The following is a 15,584-nucleotide window of genomic DNA, read 5'->3' as shown; positions in this document are numbered from 1 at the left end:
TTTTTCTGAAAGCAATTATTGGTCTATAAAGCCTGTCTATCATAGAAGTAACACTGAAGGAGAGTAAAGATGAGTGGATTTGCCGGAGCCGCCTCGGATTTTCTGGATGGATACGAGAACAGCCAGAGAGCACATGGACTGCTTGATGATCCGAACCCGGATTCCGAACAAAAGGCTCTTCCGGCAACTACACCTCAATCTCCGGCACCATCTTCTGTTGCTCCAGAAATTCTTCCTGCCACAAACCCTGCTTCACAATAACCTGGAAGCCCTCCAAACCTGACCAGCAGAGAAAGTCAGGGAATTAAAATTCCCCTGTCTTTGGTGTGGAATTTTTTCGCCAAAAGTTCCTATTTTGTTCTTTCCCTGCCTGATAAAAACAGATATAAGAACAACCTGATTTGATCCAGCCAAGGCATCGATGACCCAGAAACATCTCTCCATCCGCGGGGCGCGGGAGCATAATCTGAAAAACGTCAGCGTGGACCTGCCGCGCGATAAGCTGGTGGTCATCACGGGCCTCAGCGGCTCGGGCAAATCCTCCCTCGCCTTCGACACCATCTATGCTGAGGGTCAGCGGCGGTATGTGGAGTCCCTCTCCGCCTATGCGCGCCAGTTCCTCGAGCTGATGAGCAAACCGGACGTGGACAGTATCGACGGCCTGTCCCCCGCCATTTCCATTGAGCAAAAAACCACCAGCCGCAACCCACGCTCCACCGTCGGCACGGTCACTGAAATTTACGACTACATGCGCCTGCTGTGGGCCCGCGTGGGCATTCCGTATTCGCCCGCCACCGGCCTGCCGATCGAGAGCCAGACGGTCAGCCAGATGGTCGATCGGATCATGGCCATGCCGGAGGGGACGAAACTTTTGCTGCTTGCACCCATCGTGCGCGGCCGCAAGGGCGAGTACAAAAAAGAACTGCAGGAGATGCGCAAGCGCGGGTTCCAGCGGGTGCGCATCAACGAAAAAATGTACGAGATTGACGAGGCCCCGACCCTCGACAAAAAATACAAGCACACCATCGAGGTGGTGGTAGACCGCATCGTGGTACGTGAGGGCTTGGGCAATCGCCTGGCGGACTCGCTCGAGACCGCGCTGAAACTGGCAGACGGGCTGGTCATCGCCACCAATGCGGACACGAACGAAGAGACTTTGTTCTCCTCCAGGTTCGCCTGTCCGGTCAGCGGTTTTACCATCGAGGAAATCGAGCCGCGCCTGTTCTCCTTCAACAATCCGTTCGGCGCCTGCCCGGCCTGCGACGGCCTCGGTGAGAAGCTGTATTTCGATCCCGAGCTGATGATCTCCGATGACAAAAAATCCCTGCAGGAAGGCGTGCTGACGCCCTTCGCCGGCGGCTTTTATCTGCAGGCACTGGAGGGCGTGGCGAAGCATTTCAAATTCAGCATGCACAAGCCCTGGCACGATCTGAAAGAAAACCAGCGGCAGATCGTGCTGTACGGATCGGGTGATGAGATTGTGCCTATCCGCTATGACGGCGGCACCAGCGCGTTCGAAACCAACAAGCCCTTTGAAGGCGTGGTCAACAACGTGGCCCGCCGCTGGAAAGAAACCGACAGCCAGAGCGTCAAGGAAGACCTGGCGCGGTACCAGTCCTCGAAACACTGCGACGTGTGTAACGGCCATCGTCTGAAACCCGAAGCCTTGGCTGTCAAAGTGGCCGGCAAAAATATCTCCGAGGCGACGTCGCAATCTATCAAGGACGCCGCCGCCTGGTTCGCCGCGGTGCCGAAACACCTGCGCGCCCGGGACAAGGAAATCGCTGTGCGCATTCTGAAAGAAATCAACGAGCGCCTCGGCTTTCTCAACAACGTGGGCCTGGATTACATCGCGCTTGACCGTGCCTCGGGCACGTTGTCGGGCGGCGAGAGCCAGCGCATCCGCCTCGCCTCGCAGATCGGCTCAGGCCTCACAGGCGTGCTGTATGTGCTGGACGAGCCCTCCATCGGCCTGCATCAGCGCGACAACGACCGCCTGCTGGAAACGCTGAAACACCTGCGCGATCTGGGTAATACTGTCATTGTGGTCGAGCATGACGAGGACGCCATCCGCACCGCCGATTACCTGCTCGACATGGGCCCCGGCGCGGGCGTCCACGGCGGTACGGTGGTGGCGCAGGGCACGCCGGACCAGGTGATGAAAAACAAGAAGAGCCTCACAGCACAATACCTGACGGGTGAGCGGCAAGTCCCCCTCCCCGCCAGGCGCCGCAAGGGTGAAAAGTTTCTGGAGGTGGTCGGCGCACGATCCAACAACCTGAAAAATGTCTCGGCGAAAATCCCGCTGGGCACGTTCACCTGCGTCACGGGAGTCTCCGGCGGTGGCAAATCCACGTTGGTCATTGAAACTCTCTACAAAGCCCTCGCCCGTAAAGTCATGGGATCGCGCGAGCATCCGGGCGAGCATGACGATCTGAAAGGCGCCGAATTTCTGGACAAGATTGTGGACATCGACCAGTCCCCCATCGGCCGCACGCCGCGGTCCAACCCTGCCACCTACACCGGCGCATTCACACCTATTCGGGATTGGTTCGCAGGGCTACCTGAGGCCAAGGCGCGCGGTTATGGCCCCGGCCGGTTCAGCTTTAACGTGAAGGGCGGCCGGTGTGAGGCCTGCCAGGGCGACGGCGTCATCAAAATCGAAATGCACTTCCTGCCCGATGTGTACGTGACGTGCGACGTCTGCCACGGCAAGCGGTACAATCGCGAAACGCTGGAAATTCTGTACCGCGACAAGTCCATCGCCGATGTGCTGGACATGACGGTGGAAGACGGTGCGGAGTTTTTCAAAGCCGTGCCGGGCATCCGTGACAAGATGGAAACGCTGGTGCGCGTGGGCCTCAGCTATATCAGGATCGGCCAGCAGGCGACGACGCTGTCGGGCGGCGAGGCGCAGCGGATAAAGCTGTCCAAGGAATTGTCAAAGCGTGCCACCGGCCGCACGCTGTACATTCTCGACGAACCCACCACGGGCCTGCATTTCGAGGACGTGCGCAAATTGCTGGAAGTGCTCCACACGCTGGTCGACCAGGGCAACACCGTGCTGGTGATCGAGCATAACCTGGAAGTGATCAAGACCGCCGACTGGATCATCGACCTGGGCCCCGAAGGCGGCACCGGCGGTGGCGAAATCGTCGCCGCGGGAACTCCCGAGGATGTGGTGAAGGTGAAGCGGAGCTATACGGGGAAATATCTGAAGAATATCTTGAACAAGTAAATTACCCCTCCCTCTGGTGGGCCTTTGCATAAATGTGGATTGCGTGAAAATCCTCTATCCTTCGACAGGCTCAGGATAAGGATTTTGGGCCTGTTTAACCGCCTCACCCTGAGCCTGTCGAAGGGTGAGTGGTAAACGAAACCACCAGAATCCGGGAATTTGATCAGAGGGCGCCAGCAGACAATCCGCCCCTGAATACACTTGTCAGGATCTGTTCTTTGACATACGCTTGTTCAACGTCAAATTTCAGGGGACAAAATCATGAACCGTAATATGAAAACCCTTCTGGTTATTCTTCTTCTTGTCGTGATTGCATTTTTTGGCTATCGGTTTTTGACCATGCCGGATAATCGCACAACAGGTGAACGTATTGGCGATGCTGTTGATGCCCTGCCTGAGGGCCCGGGAAAAGCCATTGAAGAACTGGATGATAAAACCCCCGGCGAACGTCTGGGCGATGGCGTGAAAGACCTGGGCGATAAAATCAAGGAAAATACAGATCGTTAAACGGATTGAAGGCATCTGTTCCCTCACCCTTTGACACGCTCAGGGTGAGCTCGTTGAGCCACGCCGATCATTCTGACCCCGAAGGGGCAGCACCCGCGGCGGCGAAATCGTCGCCGCGGGAACGCCCGAAGATGTGGTGAAGGTGAAACGCAGCTACATCGGCAAATACCCAAGGTCGTATTTGAAGAAGAAATAAATGGAAAACTCATGCTGCTGAATGAAAGCTATGGAAATTTTAGTTTTTCTTGTCAGTGCCTTATTAAAAAGGCCCCCCCCGGATACAAACAAATAGTAGAATCATACTGGGAAAAATATAAGCCTTATGCTCCTCCCAATTTTCAAAGGGAATTTTTAACTAACGAAGCAAAATTTGACCCTTTGCTTTGGGAGATGACCTTGGGGGTTAAGCTACTGGATCATGGATATAAGCTTATATCTAGTCCTGATGATGAGAGGCCTGATCTTTGTATAGAGAATGGAAAAATCAAAGTTTGGATAGAATGTTATTTACCAACCCGAGGAAAGGTGAATTTACCAGATTCTATTCCAGAGTTTAAATGGGACGGCACAGCCCAAAGTATAGATCATGATCGCAATGTCCTACGAGTAACTCAAGGTTTGGGACATAAAAAAGAACAGTATAATAAATGGATTAAAAAAGGCATATGTTCTGAATCTGAACCCTTTATATTAGCCATTAATGGAAAAAACCTTGATTGGCGAATATCGGATAAAACGCTGCCGGAGATTCTTCGGGCACTATATGGAATGGGAGATCTTCAAGTCACCTTCAATTCAATCGATCATAATTATCATAAAGTTGAATTCTTAAAAAAACTCGAAGTACAAAAACAGAGTGGCAACACTGTTCCTACAACAATTTTTCTGGATGCTAACTATCATTTTATATCCGGTATTCTGTACTCCCATGACTGGATCTACAGGCTATCGGCTGGACCAACCTATTGTTATGTTGAAAATGTTAAATCTCGTATCTCTTCCTCTATAAATTTTTCAGGATTTGCAGAAACATATAATTATTCTGAAGAAGAAATTTCTCTATGAGACAGAAAAACATCCTCGGCCTGGCACGCGGAACCATACGGTTGGTACCGCATAGCCCGGCGTGGGTGGAAGTGTTCAGAGAGGAAGCAGCGGCGCTGGGGGCTCTGCTGGGGTCGGATTTTCTGGCGGCGGAGCATATCGGCAGCACGGCCATTCCCGGTATTGTGGCCAAGCCGGTGCTGGACATGATGGTGGCGGTTCCCTCTCTGGTCGTTATTCCCCGGCATGAGCCTGCGCTGATCTCCAGCGACTGGCACAATCGTGGCTGTCCGGACCCGCAAGGCGAGCACGTCCTGTTCGCCAAAGGCCCCGAGGAGTGCCGGACGGTATATCTGAAACTGACCACTCTGGATTCTGCGTTCTGGAAAGAGTGCCTTCTTTTCCGCGATTACCTGCGTGCCCATCCCCAGACTGCGCAGGACTACGAGGCCCTGAAACTCAAACTGGCCCAGGAACTCGCCCCTGACGACCGCAAGACCTATACAGCCAGGAAAGCCAGTTTTATTAGGGATGTTATTGGCAGGGCCTCTTTTCTTCCGTCACCCCGGTGACCTGCAGCGCCAGCGCTTGCGCGGCGTGAAATAGGGGTGTGGTTAAAAAAACTGGATCCCGGCTCAGAGGCCGGGATGACATATTGGAGCAAGGACATGACCCACATCTTTTTCGATGTCGATGGCGTTCTGATCAACTGGTTTCATGCCAATCCGGCGGTGCGGAACCGGTGGGACAAGTACGTGAAGCAGGATCTGGGTATTGACCCGGAGGTCATGAGCACCCGGTTTTTCGGGGGTCCTTTTCTGGACGTGATTGTGGGGCGGCGGGATCTGGTGGAGGCTCTGGAAGAATTTATGCCTCAGCTGGGTTACCATGGGCCAGTCCAGACCTTTATTGATTACTGGTTCCAGAACGATGCCGTGGTGAATCATTCCGTACTGAATGTGGCGAAGAAACTTTCAAAAATCGACGGCGTTCACCTGTACATCGCCACCAATCAGGAAAAGTACCGGGCGAAGTATTTGTGGGAAGCGGCGGGTTTCAAAGACCACTTCAAAGATATTTACTATTCCGGAAAACTCGGCGTGATCAAACACGACCCCACCTATTTCCGGAAGATCAATCAGGAACTTGGGCTGACCAGCGACCACACCGTTCTGTTCTTTGACGACGACCCGAAAAACGTCGCTGCCGCCCAAAACCAGGGCTGGAAAGCCTTTGTATTTGAAAAAGAAGAAGATCTGCTGGAGAATGAGTTCATCAGAAGAATTCTCAAGCCTCTACAGGCTTCAGGGCGCGGCAACCTGTCCTGACGAAGGATGGGCAGTCTTTGCTGGAGTGCCGTTTACTGGTGCCAGGGCCCGGGATTCGATTTCGGCCTCGATCTCGAACACTGCTCCAGGATAGTCTTTACAGGCACCTTCCCGATTGCCCTTGATTGTCCCGTACAGACCCGAAGGTATGTGCGGATGCGGGGCTTTTTTGGGTGGCTCCCTGCTGATACACTTTGGGTCAGAGCCGTTGTCGCCCCTGACCTCCACACACAGTGCCTGAATACTGGTGTTGTCCTCGCCGCTGACGCGGATCCACGAAAAAGCATTTACCCTTTTCTCTGGATCGCCGCTAATCTCCTGGGGTGTACTGCGAGAAATCTCTTTGGGAAACAACAGATCAAGCCCACCGTCAGGAAGGCATGAGATTCTCGAGTGGTGCGAAAGTCTGGCCACCCGCGCTATGGCAACCAAGGCAGCGGCGGCTTCGGTCGTCAGTTCTTTATCTTCCCCCAGATCCAGAGGCTTTGCATATCCAACCGTATAGGTCACCTTGTCCCCGGCTGAAGGGCGTACCAGACCATCGTCCACAAAATGAGAGCAGGCGGGAGTGGTGGCCGTAATGCAAAGGGTTATCCCCAGAAAGCCCTTTCTTTTAAGGGCTTGTGTAAAATTTTGTGGGAACATGGCCATTTCCTCCTAAAGTTTAAATTAAACATAATTGCAATCTAAAGGATTAATGCGCAATATATTTATTGTCAATACGAAGGGTGTTCTCTTTGGCCAGCCCTTATACCACCAGCCCGGCGCAGTGGCCGGACGACCAGGCCCACTGGAAATTAAAACCGCCCAGGTGGCCGGTGACGTCCAGAACTTCACCAATGAAATACAGACCTGGCACGCTTTTGCACTCAAAGGTTTTTGAGGAAATGACGTCGGTATCCACGCCGCCCAGGGTGACCTCGGCCGTGCGATAGCCTTCGCTGCCCGCTGGCCTGACGCGCCACTGTTCTATGCGTCGGGCGATGTGCTGCAGAATCTTGTCGGACAAATCCGCCATGCGGCCATCCACGGCCAGATCATCCACAATCCGCTGGGCCAGACGCTTGGGCAGCAGGCCCGAGAGAGCATTGTGCAGCAGGACTTTGGCCTGTTCGCGGCGCTGCTCTTTCAGCCACGCCAGCACATTCTGGCCTAGAGACAGGTTGATTGCAATCTCCTCCCCTTCCAGCCAGTAAGATGAAATCTGCAGCACCGCCGGGCCGCTGATGCCGCGGTGGGTGAACAGCATGGCCTCGTCAAAGCTTTTGCCGCCGGCGCTGTGGACCCGCACAGGATCCACCGATACGCCGCTCAGGTCCTTTGTCCAGGCCAGCAGCGCCGGATCAAAGGTCAGAGGCACCAGACCCGCCCGCGTAGGAATGATGTTCAGCCCGAACTGCCGGGCGATGTCGTACCCAAAAGGACTGGCGCCGATTTTGGGAATGGACAGGCCGCCGCTGGCGATGACCAGGGACGATGCCTGGACAGGGCCGCCCGATGTCTGGACGAAAAAGCCGCCGTCAGTTTTCTCTACGCTGATCACTTTGGTGGATGTGCGGATCTCAACCTTGCCCCGGGCGCATTCGCGCAACAGCATATCGATAATGTCGGCCGAAAACCGGTCGCAGAACAACTGGCCCAAAGTCTTCTCGTGGTACGGAATGCCGTGGCTTTCCACCAGCCGGATGAAATCCGCCGCCGTATAGCGCCGCAGGGCCGAGGTGCAGAAATGCGGATTGTTTGACAGATAGCGGTCAGGCGCAGTGTGTATGTTGGTAAAATTGCACCGCCCGCCGCCGGAGATGCGGATCTTCTCGCCGATTTTATCGGTATGCTCCAGCAGCAGGACAGACCGCCCCCGTTGCCCCGCCGTCAGGGCGCACATCAACCCCGCCGCACCCGCACCGATGATCAGAACATCCACTGTCATGGCCGGCAGAAACCGGAGCCTGTTTCAGGGTCTGGAAATGGCCCGGGCTGATGGTGTTTCTGCAGCCTCCTGGCTTTCCAGAATCTGGATCCATTGCCGTCTGGCTTCATCTTTTTCCGCGTCGGACGCCCGCTTCCATCCATAGTCAATCTGCGCCCAGCCATTCATCACCATTTCGGAAAGCTGCATCTGCTCTTCAGTATTCAGGGCCGGAAAATTGGCCATCAGCTGGTTCACAAGATCCCGGTTGTTATAGACAACCCTGCCGTGGCTGGCTTCCCGGTGAATGAATGAAACAAACCGGGCGTAATTGTCTGCCAGCTCCCGGGTCAGCGGCATGTTTCCAGGAACAAGAAACCCGTGCTGGCGGTCATAGGCCCCCCTGATCACATCCATATCCGGATCGTTTTCCGGGTTCTGGCCCATGAAATTCATGAAGGCCGTATAGTATTTTGCCCTCAGCACAGGCAGAAGTTCCGCCGGCGTACTGTCTTTTTCATCCACAAGCTGCAGGAACAGCTGCACGCCTTCCACATCCTCCGGGTCAGAACTGTGCCAGTCCTTTTCAAGCGTCTGTAACAGGGCCTGCTTTTCATGGTTATTGAAGCGGACATCATAGATCCATTCCGTCCAGCCGATGAACTTCTGCCGGATGGTATCATCCAGAACCCTTCCATATGCCTGGACAGCAAAAGTATTCAGGACCAGCAGAATTCCCAGAACAATGACAGATATTTTTCTCATGAAACGTTTGCTCCCCTTGCCTGTGGCCTGACAATCATAGTACAGAGCGGAACATAAATGGAATATTCCGAAACAGGAAATTCCGGAGAAACCATGAAAACAGTCACCTTCCCCCTTCTCGAAGAAAAACTCCTTGCTTTTCTGCAGCAATATTTCCCTGCAGAAGTCGCACAGCGCTGTGCCGAGGTGATGCTGTGGGCCGAGATGCACGGCAAGAATGGCCAGGGGCTCCTGAAACTGCTGGGCAAGGAAAACCTGCAGAGCGTCAGACCCGAAGGTGACCTGGAAATTATCCGCAAAACACCTGTGTCTGTTCTCATCAACGCACACCGACAACCCAGTTTTTACGCGGCGCAGATCGCGACAGACCATGCTGTGGAGATCGGCCAGAAGAATGGTTTCGCCCTGGTGGGCGTCAATAGCTTTTACACCAGTACCGGCGCCCTGGGATTCTATGCGGAGAGGCTCGCAAAGGCCGGCATGATCGGGCTGGTGATGGCCCGTTCTCCCGGCTCCACGGCTCCATTCAGTACGAAAACCCCGCTGTTTGGCACCAATCCCCTCGCTTTTGGCTTTCCCACGATGGGCGAGCCGCTGGTGTTCGATATGGCCACATCGGCCATCACCTGGTACGAGCTGGTTCTGGCAAAAATGCGGGGCGAGGCCATTCCTGAAAACGTAGCTATCGACAGGAACGGCCATCCCACAACAGACCCGGACGCAGCTATGCGCGGTGCTCTGCTGCCCTTTGACCGGGGGCACAAGGGCTCAGGCCTGGGCATGATGGTGGAGATGCTCTGCGGCCCGCTGGTGGGCGCGGGGTACTGTGATTTCGAGACATACAACAAGGACTGGGGCTTTTTCATCCTGGCCTTCCGGCCAGACTTGCTGACAGATCTCGAGACATTCAGAAAAACCGCCAGTGATCTGGTCCGGATTGTTCGCGAGCAGCCATCCACCGGTGGCCAGCCGGTCCGCCTTCCTGGGGATGCCGGCCGGGCTTTTGCCGGAAAGATCGTGGAAAAAGGTGAAATTTCTGTCGAGGACAAGGTTGCAGAACTGCTGGGATTTTAGAAAAAGCCATTTATATCAAGCACTTGTATTAAAAAAAATCCAGTGGCTAATCCATATGGGCAGCTTGCGCATCCCTGCCGGAGAGGAGTATAATCAGGGAATGCACAATCTTTCAGTGTGCATCCACCTGTCCTCTAATAAATACAATCAGGGAGGTTGCGATGTTGTACTATATTGTTGCGTTCTTCATTCTGGCTGTCATAGCTGCAGTTCTGGGCTTTGGCGGCCTGGCCGGTACCTTTGCCCAGATCGCCCAGATCCTGGCGGTCGTTTTCCTGGTCCTGTTTGTCGTCGGCCTGATCCTGCGCATGGTCTCTGGCCGCAAGATCAATCCGCCGATGTAAGGCGGGCTTCCTGTACAGCCCTTTCGCCTCATGGTTCGACAGGCTCACCATGAGGATGATACTGACGCTGGAAATCCTCATCCTGAGCCCGTTGAAGGAGAGGATTTCCAGCTTATACAGGAAATCTGTTCTATTGCTGCAGCCGGAGTATCGGGCCGTCCGGAAGGGGAAACGTGATACCATCACGCCAGGCGGGATTGCACAGGGGCACATCCTCGGATGTCCGTGTGATGGGCACAAAGGGCCCATCCTTTGTCTGCCTGTGCATCATGTAATAGCTGGCTCCGGCAAAGGTCTGGCTCTGCGCGGCTGCTTCCAGCCCGGCCCAAGGACGGATGTCCGTTTCCAGGATCGGGTTGCCGCTGGCATCCAGAAGATGATAGCCCGGGGCTTCCTCTGGTCCATGCGGCCTGAACAGCGTGCTGATCCCGCCGTCCACGGGTCCGCTGACAGTCTGGCCTGTCATTGCAGACTGGGGAGAACATGTCCCGTTGACGACGCATTCAGCCTGTATCCCGTAGGACGTGGGAACGTATACCCCCACCGGTCTTTCCTCGTACATGGCGGGATGGCACCCCGGCCTTGGGATCAGACTGAACGCGTAAAAACCTGCTGTCGGCCTGTGATTACAGGATGTGCCGCCATCAACAGTGGCACTGCACAGATAGCCGGCATCAATGGAAGGCCCCTCCAGAAAACCGCCGTCCGGCCCGAGTTTCCTCTGGCCCCCGTTGAGTTTTACAAACTCAAGCCAGGATTCCATGATCATGTCGACTTCATCAATACCACCTTCGCTCATAAAAGCGAGCATGCCATGAGGATCTGTACCAATCCGGAGATGGTCTTCCAGGACCCGGGTCGTGCCATCCCAGTGCATGATCCGGTTGTACGGATGAAAGCCGGCCGCCGTCAGGGGATCCGCCTCGTTGCAGTTGAGGTGGCTGGGCAGTTTGATTTTCAGCAGCAGAAGGAAGTTGGCATCCCGTGACCACCAGTGCAGTCCAGGAATAACCAGCAGGTGGCGCTTGACCGGCTCAATTATGCCTGCAGCCCGCCTTTCAGCGTTGATACGGTCTTCCTCACGCCGGATGACGTGACCAGCGCGTGCGGCCTGCTGCCATCTCTGGACAAAGATCTGCAGGTCCGTACGGTAATTTAATGTGTTTTTATACTCATTCCCCAGATCATAGATGACGTCGTCATCATAGGTCAGCCGGACCATGGCCATGAAATGGCCATCAGATGCAGGAGATGGAACCCCTTCGTTCTGTTCCAGGACTGCCACATCCCAGGGAGTAATGTGGACCCTCATTTTGAGCTGTCGGGCATAATCGATCTGTGTCCGGATTGTCCAGACCTTGTCATTGTACTTCTGTATCTTGTCTGGATCCTGGGCCTCAGCTGCGGTCAGATACCAGCCCACGGTATAGGAAGTTTCTGTAGGAAGCCTGATAGTATTTGCTTTCAGAAAATTGGCCCGGTCCATATCCCCGCGTGTAATGGCCCAGGCAGCCTCCTTGCTCAGGGAAGAATTTGTCTGCCAGCATCTGCTGCGCACCTCGTGAATGGTATACCCCCACAGTTCCTGCCGGGTCCCGCATGGATCAAAAAGACCCAAAGTACCATCCCGCGGGTCAATCCCGGGATGCACAGCATCTGTAGGCGAACAGACTGTTGGCGTTCCGCCATCCATTCCTGCGTCCGGAGTACCGGATCCTCCGTCAGGACCTGAATCCGGACGGCCAGCATCCGTACCAGAACCGCCATCCACAAAGCCGGAATCCGGCACCTGAGGACTGGCATCTGTTATGAGAGGTCCCCAGGTTTCTGTATGGGTGCCGCTGGGATAGCATCCCTCCAGGCCTGAGCCGCCCAGAACAGCCAGAAGGCCTGTGGCAACAACCCTGGACTTGAGGGAATTCATCCATCCCTCAAAAATACGATCCCTGGCTGGATTGCTGTGACTGCGCTTCAGGGGTTGGTTGCGAAGCCATACATCGAACATATAAAAATCCCACCAGATTATTTTGCCTGCAAATCATTGTGCATGCGCAATTACATGCAGCAAGCATTTTCGATGAAAAGTAGTTACGCCCGTTCCAGCACCGTTGCGATGCCCTGCCCGCCGCCGATGCACTGGGTGGTCAGGGCAAACTTTCCGCCTGTGCGCTGCAACAAGGCGGCGGCCTTGCCGGTGATGCGGGCCCCCGTGGCGCCCAGAGGGTGGCCCAGAGCCACCGCTCCACCGTCGATATTTACCTTCGCCATGTCAAAGCCCATCTCCCTGTTCACGGTCATGGCCTGCACGGCAAACGCCTCGTTCGATTCAATGACGTCCAGATCCTTGACTGTAATGCCGGCCCGCTTCAGGGCTTTCTGTGAGGCTGGAACAGGCCCGTAGCCCATGATGGACGGATCGCAGCCGGACACGGCCATGGATTTGATCCGCGCCAGGATTTTCAGCTTGTGGGCCTTTGCGAAGTCCTCGCTGACAACCAGGGTCGCCGATGCGCCGTCGGTCAGCGGCGACGAGGTTCCCGCCGTCACGGTACCCGCAGCGTCAAAGGCCGGCTTCAGGGTGGACAGGACTTCCAGTGTCGTCTCAGGACGGATGCAGCCATCCTCGCTGACAATCTTTCCATCGGGAGTGGCAATGGGAATGATCTCGTCCTTCAGGCGACCTTCGAGGCGGGCCTGGGCGGCCTTGCGGTGACTTTCCACGGCGAATGCTTCCTGGTCCTTGCGGGAAAAACCGAATTTCTTCGCCAGGTTTTCAGCCGTGATACCCATGGGCATATAGGCGCCCGGCTCCTTTTCCGCCAGCGCCGGGTTAGGCAGCGGGTTAAAGCCCATCATGGGAATACGGGTCATGCTCTCGATGCCGCCACAGATGAACGCCTCGCCCGATCCTGTGGCGATGGCTCCGGCCGCCATGTGGATGGCCTGCATGGATGAGCCGCAGAAGCGGTTGACGGTGACCCCGCCCACCGAGCGGGGAAACCCGGCCAGCATCACGATCAGGCGGGCCACGTTCAGGCCCTGCTCCCCTTCCGGGAACGCACAGCCCAGGATCAGGTCCTCGATGGCCGCTGGATCTACGCCTGTCTTGTCCAGAAGACCTTTCACCACCTGCGCTGCCAGGTCATCGGGCCTGACCTTCGCCAGATCTCCCTTCGTTGCCAGATGGAACGGGGAGCGGACATAACCGGCAATGACAGCATTTTTCATGGCGGCACACTCTCTGCAGGACAGGACTGACAGCGTTTCTAACACACCGTCGGCTTTTTATGTAGTGTGTTCCAGGCTTCTTTTCACCCACAGGTCTGTCAGTTTTTCAGACAGGCTGTTCTGGCCCAGACGATCGCGCAGACAGGCCCAGTCCACCACATCCAGCGGCTGGTCCTGGCTGAAACAGCTGAACACAACCGTTTCCTCGCCCGTCACAGGGTCGACATGGCGCTGCAGGCACTGGGCGCAGATTTCCTTCATCATGCACTGCATGGGGCTGTTGATCGAGCCGATGGCCAGATGATGGTCCTTCAGATACGGCTTCAGCACCGTGTGCCTGGCCTGAGCCACCGCTGCCATCATGCGGTCCGAACCGATAACGATCATACGGTCAATAGCGGACAGGGGGATATCCATTTCTCCCCTGATGTCCTCCTGAAGGAGCGTAGCGACTGAAGGATCTTTTTTCTGGAAGAAAGATCCTTCGCTGCGCTCAGGATGACAGGATAGCGAGGCGTATTTTTCCATGGCAGCGACGATATTCATTCCGGAAAAAGCCCGGTCCTGCGGCCTGTCCGGCATAAATCCGGGCGCCTGGTCACAGCACCAAACCACCACGTCCGCGGCAGCCTCGATCTGCTCCACCATGTAACGGTCCTGCGGCGTCCGGTAGCCGGCAAAGTACAGCACCCGGCACCCCTTGGCCCGGGCCGCCTGCCCGATTGAAAACAGCACGGCGTTGCCCAGCCCGCCACCCACCAGGCACAATGTCTCGTTTTCAGGAATTTCCGTGGGCGTGCCAGTGGGGCCCATCAACACCACAGGCTCGCCCGGCTTCAGCAGGGCGCACAGGCGGCTCGACCCGCCCATTTCCAGCACGATCAGGCCCAGCAGACCCTTCTCCCGGTCCACCCAGGCGCCGGTCAGGGCCAGTCCTTCCATGACCAAAGGCGATCCCTCCGCACGAGGGACATAAACTTCATAATTCTGCAGACGGAAAAACTGGCCAGGCTGAAAATTCCACGCGGCCAGTGGAGCCTGCACCACCACCTCGACAATGGTGGACGTCAGACGGTTCACGGCATGGATGCAGGGAGACAAGGCCTTTTCAGAAAGGCCCTGTCCGGAAGCTGAAGGTACAAGGTCCATCAACCCCTTATGCCACAAGCTCCATACGTCTGGAACCATTACCAGAATGCCAGCCAGTCACAGACGGAGCAGGCAGCCTGACAAGCTGACCTTTCCCGACAGAGCCGGATACTGACTGGGTCTCCATTCCGGCTGTACGATCAACAGTCCAATCTCTGTCACCCCAGCCGTGTCTTTTCAGATCACGCTCCAGAGCCTTTATCTCTTCCATGTGAGCTTTTATCTCTTCCACATGCAGAAGACCTGCTGCAGCCCACATGACAAGTTTGGGAGAAAATCCTGCTGGATCCCTGACAACAGTTTCAGCAAAGCGGATAACATGGGGACTTCCCTGCATTTCCTCAGGCTTGCCCAGTGCCTCTATCTGTGCATCAGTAATATTTTTTCCCCGAAATTCTTCTATGGCTGTTTCAGGTACTCCTGAAACAAGTCGTCCCAAAGCGCGGGAAAATTTTTTGAAGTGCATGGGGGCTCTGTAGGGCTGTTCCATTTTTTACTCCTTGCCGGGTACTCCAATAGTTTATACAGCCATAAAATTATGAAACCAAATAACAATTATCCACGCCTGTGGAGATTTTCTTTCCGGAAATGTCCTTTCAGGGGGCAGGAATCCTTGTGATCCTGAACCCTTGGCCGGGTCCCGCCTGCCCCTCCCAGCGCTGGTTGCCCAGACGGGCCTGCTCCAGATCCATCTGCAGCAGGGCAAGATTTTCCAGCCGGGTGGCCTCCTCGGCCTGGTGGGATTCTGCCTGGAATCGTTCAAAATCAGGCCCATCGAAAGGTGAATAGCCAGATTCAATGTTCTCGAGCCCTTTTATGGCCCAGTCTGCAAGCGCCCTGTCAAAAGAATCCGGATCGCCTGTAACAGCTTCTGCAAACTGCCTGACGGCCGGCAGTGCTATTAGAGTTTCAGGATTACCAAGCCTCTGGCGTTGCCTGGGGGAGAGTCTGCGTCCCAGGAACATCTGCACGGCTGCATCAGCTGCACCCTGCCCCAG

At 55.5% G+C, this 15,584-nt stretch carries 15 protein-coding genes and 1 pseudogene; 8 read left to right on the top strand and 8 right to left on the bottom strand.

Annotation, left to right across the window (positions count from 1 at the left end; all coding sequences use genetic code 11):
* The first annotated feature begins 69 nt into the window (after positions 1–69).
* From M3O22_00530 to M3O22_00505, 6 genes are all read left to right on the top strand, one after another.
* The gene (locus M3O22_00530; GenBank protein MDP9195253.1) at positions 70–261 is read left to right on the top strand and encodes a hypothetical protein; all 192 of its coding nucleotides are present in this window, start codon (positions 70–72) and stop codon (positions 259–261) included.
* Between the two features lie 160 nt (positions 262–421).
* The gene (gene uvrA, locus M3O22_00525) at positions 422–3,238 is read left to right on the top strand and encodes an excinuclease ABC subunit UvrA (GenBank protein MDP9195252.1); all 2,817 of its coding nucleotides are present in this window, start codon (positions 422–424) and stop codon (positions 3,236–3,238) included.
* A gap of 261 nt (positions 3,239–3,499) precedes the next feature.
* The gene (locus M3O22_00520) at positions 3,500–3,745 is read left to right on the top strand and encodes a hypothetical protein (protein MDP9195251.1); all 246 of its coding nucleotides are present in this window, start codon (positions 3,500–3,502) and stop codon (positions 3,743–3,745) included.
* A 207-nt stretch (positions 3,746–3,952) separates the two neighbouring features.
* Positions 3,953–4,810 (top strand): hypothetical protein, encoded by an 858-nt coding sequence (locus M3O22_00515; protein MDP9195250.1) that lies wholly within the window; start codon positions 3,953–3,955, stop codon positions 4,808–4,810.
* Positions 4,807–5,361 carry a GrpB family protein gene (locus M3O22_00510; protein MDP9195249.1) on the top strand — a complete coding sequence of 185 codons (555 nt, stop codon included), beginning with the start codon at positions 4,807–4,809 and terminating at the stop codon, positions 5,359–5,361. The genes M3O22_00515 and M3O22_00510 overlap by 4 nt, the downstream gene beginning before the upstream one ends.
* 96 nt (positions 5,362–5,457) lie before the next feature.
* Positions 5,458–6,117, top strand: coding sequence for an HAD-IA family hydrolase (locus M3O22_00505; GenBank protein MDP9195248.1), 660 nt, complete (start codon positions 5,458–5,460; stop codon positions 6,115–6,117).
* On the opposite strand, the gene M3O22_00500 is transcribed toward M3O22_00505, so the two are convergent.
* From M3O22_00500 to M3O22_00490, 3 genes are all read right to left on the bottom strand, one after another.
* A complete protein-coding gene (locus M3O22_00500) occupies positions 6,094–6,762 on the bottom strand; it encodes a hypothetical protein (GenBank protein MDP9195247.1) in 669 nt (222 codons plus the stop codon). The two genes, M3O22_00505 and M3O22_00500, sit on opposite strands and share 24 nt — an antisense overlap.
* Positions 6,763–6,865: 103 nt before the next feature.
* Positions 6,866–8,047, bottom strand: coding sequence for an NAD(P)/FAD-dependent oxidoreductase (locus tag M3O22_00495; GenBank protein ID MDP9195246.1), 1,182 nt, complete (start codon positions 8,045–8,047; stop codon positions 6,866–6,868).
* Between the two features lie 24 nt (positions 8,048–8,071).
* The gene (locus M3O22_00490) at positions 8,072–8,791 is read right to left on the bottom strand and encodes a hypothetical protein (protein MDP9195245.1); all 720 of its coding nucleotides are present in this window, start codon (positions 8,789–8,791) and stop codon (positions 8,072–8,074) included.
* A gap of 93 nt (positions 8,792–8,884) precedes the next feature.
* Between M3O22_00490 and M3O22_00485 the strand changes: the two genes are divergently transcribed.
* Positions 8,885–9,865, top strand: coding sequence for an Ldh family oxidoreductase (locus tag M3O22_00485; GenBank protein MDP9195244.1), 981 nt, complete (start codon positions 8,885–8,887; stop codon positions 9,863–9,865).
* Positions 9,866–10,026: 161 nt separating this feature from the next.
* A complete protein-coding gene (locus M3O22_00480) occupies positions 10,027–10,209 on the top strand; it encodes a DUF1328 domain-containing protein (GenBank protein ID MDP9195243.1) in 183 nt (60 codons plus the stop codon).
* Positions 10,210–10,339: 130 nt separating this feature from the next.
* Here the strand turns inward: M3O22_00480 and M3O22_00475 are convergent, their stop codons facing one another.
* From M3O22_00475 to M3O22_00455, 5 genes and pseudogenes are all read right to left on the bottom strand, one after another.
* On the bottom strand, positions 10,340–12,214 hold the full coding sequence (locus tag M3O22_00475; protein MDP9195242.1) for a hypothetical protein: 1,875 nt from the start codon (positions 12,212–12,214) through the stop codon (positions 10,340–10,342).
* 83 nt (positions 12,215–12,297) lie between these two features.
* Positions 12,298–13,437 (bottom strand): thiolase family protein, encoded by a 1,140-nt coding sequence (locus M3O22_00470; protein ID MDP9195241.1) that lies wholly within the window; start codon positions 13,435–13,437, stop codon positions 12,298–12,300.
* A 57-nt stretch (positions 13,438–13,494) separates the two neighbouring features.
* A pseudogene (locus M3O22_00465) lies at positions 13,495–14,532 on the bottom strand (pyridine nucleotide-disulfide oxidoreductase).
* Between the two features lie 61 nt (positions 14,533–14,593).
* Entirely contained in the window at positions 14,594–15,076 is a 483-nt protein-coding gene (locus tag M3O22_00460) for a hypothetical protein (protein MDP9195240.1), read from the bottom strand.
* Between the two features lie 106 nt (positions 15,077–15,182).
* On the bottom strand, positions 15,183–15,584 hold a 402-nt coding region (locus M3O22_00455), incomplete at its 5' end, for a hypothetical protein (protein ID MDP9195239.1).

Source organism: Pseudomonadota bacterium, assembly GCA_030775045.1.
GTDB lineage: Bacteria > Pseudomonadota > Alphaproteobacteria > JALYJY01 > JALYJY01 > JALYJY01.
The sequence above is the reverse complement of the archived record's forward strand: the minus strand, read 5'-3'. Positions and strand labels throughout refer to the sequence as shown.

Coding starts and splice junctions, on each gene's coding strand:
- M3O22_00530 (MDP9195253.1), top strand. CDS start 70: ATGAGTGGATTTGCCGGAGCCGCCTCGGATTTTCTGGATGGATACGAG.
- uvrA (MDP9195252.1), top strand. CDS start 422: ATGACCCAGAAACATCTCTCCATCCGCGGGGCGCGGGAGCATAATCTG.
- M3O22_00520 (MDP9195251.1), top strand. CDS start 3,500: ATGAACCGTAATATGAAAACCCTTCTGGTTATTCTTCTTCTTGTCGTG.
- M3O22_00515 (MDP9195250.1), top strand. CDS start 3,953: ATGCTGCTGAATGAAAGCTATGGAAATTTTAGTTTTTCTTGTCAGTGC.
- M3O22_00510 (MDP9195249.1), top strand. CDS start 4,807: ATGAGACAGAAAAACATCCTCGGCCTGGCACGCGGAACCATACGGTTG.
- M3O22_00505 (MDP9195248.1), top strand. CDS start 5,458: ATGACCCACATCTTTTTCGATGTCGATGGCGTTCTGATCAACTGGTTT.
- M3O22_00500 (MDP9195247.1), bottom strand. CDS start 6,762: ATGTTCCCACAAAATTTTACACAAGCCCTTAAAAGAAAGGGCTTTCTG.
- M3O22_00495 (MDP9195246.1), bottom strand. CDS start 8,047: ATGACAGTGGATGTTCTGATCATCGGTGCGGGTGCGGCGGGGTTGATG.
- M3O22_00490 (MDP9195245.1), bottom strand. CDS start 8,791: ATGAGAAAAATATCTGTCATTGTTCTGGGAATTCTGCTGGTCCTGAAT.
- M3O22_00485 (MDP9195244.1), top strand. CDS start 8,885: ATGAAAACAGTCACCTTCCCCCTTCTCGAAGAAAAACTCCTTGCTTTT.
- M3O22_00480 (MDP9195243.1), top strand. CDS start 10,027: ATGTTGTACTATATTGTTGCGTTCTTCATTCTGGCTGTCATAGCTGCA.
- M3O22_00475 (MDP9195242.1), bottom strand. CDS start 12,214: ATGTTCGATGTATGGCTTCGCAACCAACCCCTGAAGCGCAGTCACAGC.
- M3O22_00470 (MDP9195241.1), bottom strand. CDS start 13,437: ATGAAAAATGCTGTCATTGCCGGTTATGTCCGCTCCCCGTTCCATCTG.
- M3O22_00460 (MDP9195240.1), bottom strand. CDS start 15,076: ATGGAACAGCCCTACAGAGCCCCCATGCACTTCAAAAAATTTTCCCGC.